Genomic DNA, 2,168 nt, shown 5'->3' with positions numbered 1-2,168 from the left:
AGCTTCGTTGCATACGGAGAGGCCATCCTGACAGACCGTCACCCAGCTGTGACCTGCAGATTCGTGGAACCCCCAAGACTTTGCAACAGCCCTGCAGCATGAGCCCCTGTGTCCACACTCCGGGGGACACCTCACCGCCGGATGACACCAGCCGCCTAATCAATCGACGTTGGGCCGTGGGGGCCGCGCCACTTGCCGTCGATATCGGTCAGCGGCGCAGCGCGTAAAAGCTTTTACCATACCCCACCCCTAACCGGAGTGATTACAATGACAGAATGGCTAAATACCCCTTCACGACAACCTCAAGAATTAGGGGCTATGGGAGGTGATAAACATGTAGCAAATTTCAGGAAATTGATAATTTTCTGGGACAAGGATACCGGATCCGATCAGGCGACACAAATGGGCGCATTGGAGATACGGCCAGGAGTTGCCGCTGCGGCGGATACAAAATACGCCAAAAGAAGGTATCAGATCCGCGAAGAAAAGTACGCCCAAAAGATCCCTGCACTAAAAGAATGCGACTGGCTCAAGGAGCTTGACGACCTTCTGAGGATTATGGAAGCAAGCCCTGCAGGGAGGGAAGTCGTCGATACGCTTCGCGAGTGCAGGCAAATTCCTGGAAGCGGGAGAAATGTAGGCGCCGATTATGGCGTCAATGATCCAAAATACGGAATAAATCCGCGCAAGCTGAATGCTTATGAGGCCACACGGGAGGGATTTCCTGATCTACAGAGGCCGGTGCACATAAATATGGTTATTCTGCAAACGGAATGTGAACCGCTCTGTCTGACTGCGGATACAGGAGGGGCGGACAGTAACGGGCATGGCACGTTTGCGACTGTTCTCTTTAATGCGCGTGACTGCCTCCTCATTGATGAGGAAGTCTTGCCTCCGGAGGTCACGCTTATGCATGAAATGACTCACGGTGTACACATGGTGTGTGGAGAATCCGGCTCATTTCATAAAACCCCGATCGAACTGAGTGGACAAAGTCGTTACCATATCGCCACGGAGTGGTTTATGGACAAGCATAAAGTTCCCTACGCAAGCATAGAAGAGTGGGAAGAGGCAAGGGATCGGAATGACCCATCGTGGCGCGAGTTAGATCCCGAAACGCGGGAAGGCGTAGGGGAGAAAATTAAGTACTTTCGCCTACTTATGCGTCTAGCCTCCGAGATAAGCCCAGCATTTCCCTCATGCCCTCCCGGCCGATCGAGGGATGATATATTTTTTCAGCGCCCGGCTAATCAAGAGGAAGTCGTTACGCACGGAAATGATGTTGTGCTTGCATGGTTTCATGGAGTTCGACACGTCTTACAGGTTCGGGGTTTAGACTTGCTGCCAGGTCAGGCTAGGTCTGACGAACTGGCAACTGAACTGTTGGAGTCCATCCTGCAGCAACGCGTTGTCACGGAAATCACTGCAGAGGAAGCGGCATCTAATCAAGTATACCGGCAGATTGGCCGTACGGTAAATGAGGTTAGATTCTGCAGAGAGTGTAATTATAGACCGCGAAAATCGTACTCGCCGTTCCTGTCGATTAAGGAAGGTGAAACTATTAAGAAAATGTTTCGAGTTGTCGAACTAACCGCGCCGAGGAGGAGCCTGCCCGATTCGACCTTCCAGTCGGATCTGCCTATCAATTCTTTGTACGACGCTCTCCCGAGTGATGGAATTCTCGGCCCGTATACCCGTAGGGCGATACGGAGATATATCGAAATCCTCCAGGCATGGCCTCCGGGTGGAGGAGCAGCAGGAGATGAGGAAGATGCTTGGTTGCCAGGTGATGACAGTCAATACGACTGTGTCGCAAATGAACCGATACCGACCGTAACTGTGGAGACCTCAAGCGTTCCCGCGGATATAATAGAGGAGGCTAAAGCGATTGCCGACGACGCGCTTGATAATCCGGGCACCTCAGTATTTCAAAGATCAACCAAGCGGCTGTATCGGTCTGGGCCAGCAATTCCACTCCCACCCTTGCGGCAGCTGTAGGTGTTCATCGAGTCACGTCGTGGGCCAGAGCGACTCTGGTGCGTAATTCGGCTGGTCAGGGGGCCAGTTAGGTGGCAGGGCCTCGGCAAAGTTGTTCAGGTGAGGCCGAGCATGGTCAACGGGCGGGTGTGGTCACGGGCGTTGGCGCGTAGGGTTCGGGCGATGTTGGT

General features: G+C 53.2%; 1 protein-coding gene. It reads left to right on the top strand.

Features of this window, described 5'->3' with window-relative positions; translation table 11 throughout:
* Nucleotides 1-318: 318 nt before the first annotated feature.
* The gene (locus ACIQU6_RS44480) at nucleotides 319-1,998 is read left to right on the top strand and encodes a hypothetical protein (RefSeq protein WP_403488403.1); all 1,680 of its coding nucleotides are present in this window, start codon (nucleotides 319-321) and stop codon (nucleotides 1,996-1,998) included.
* Nucleotides 1,999-2,168 lie beyond the last annotated feature (170 nt).

The organism is Streptomyces sp. NPDC090442 (assembly GCF_044769405.1).
Taxonomy (GTDB): Bacteria; Actinomycetota; Actinomycetes; order Streptomycetales; family Streptomycetaceae; genus Streptomyces.
Note: the sequence above shows the minus strand (reverse complement) of the source record. Positions and strands in the feature narration are given on the sequence as shown.

What these genes read in the sequence shown, in the direction of transcription:
- ACIQU6_RS44480 (WP_403488403.1), top strand. Translation starts at nt 319, where the DNA reads ATGGGAGGTGATAAACATGTAGCAAATTTCAGGAAATTGATAATTTTC.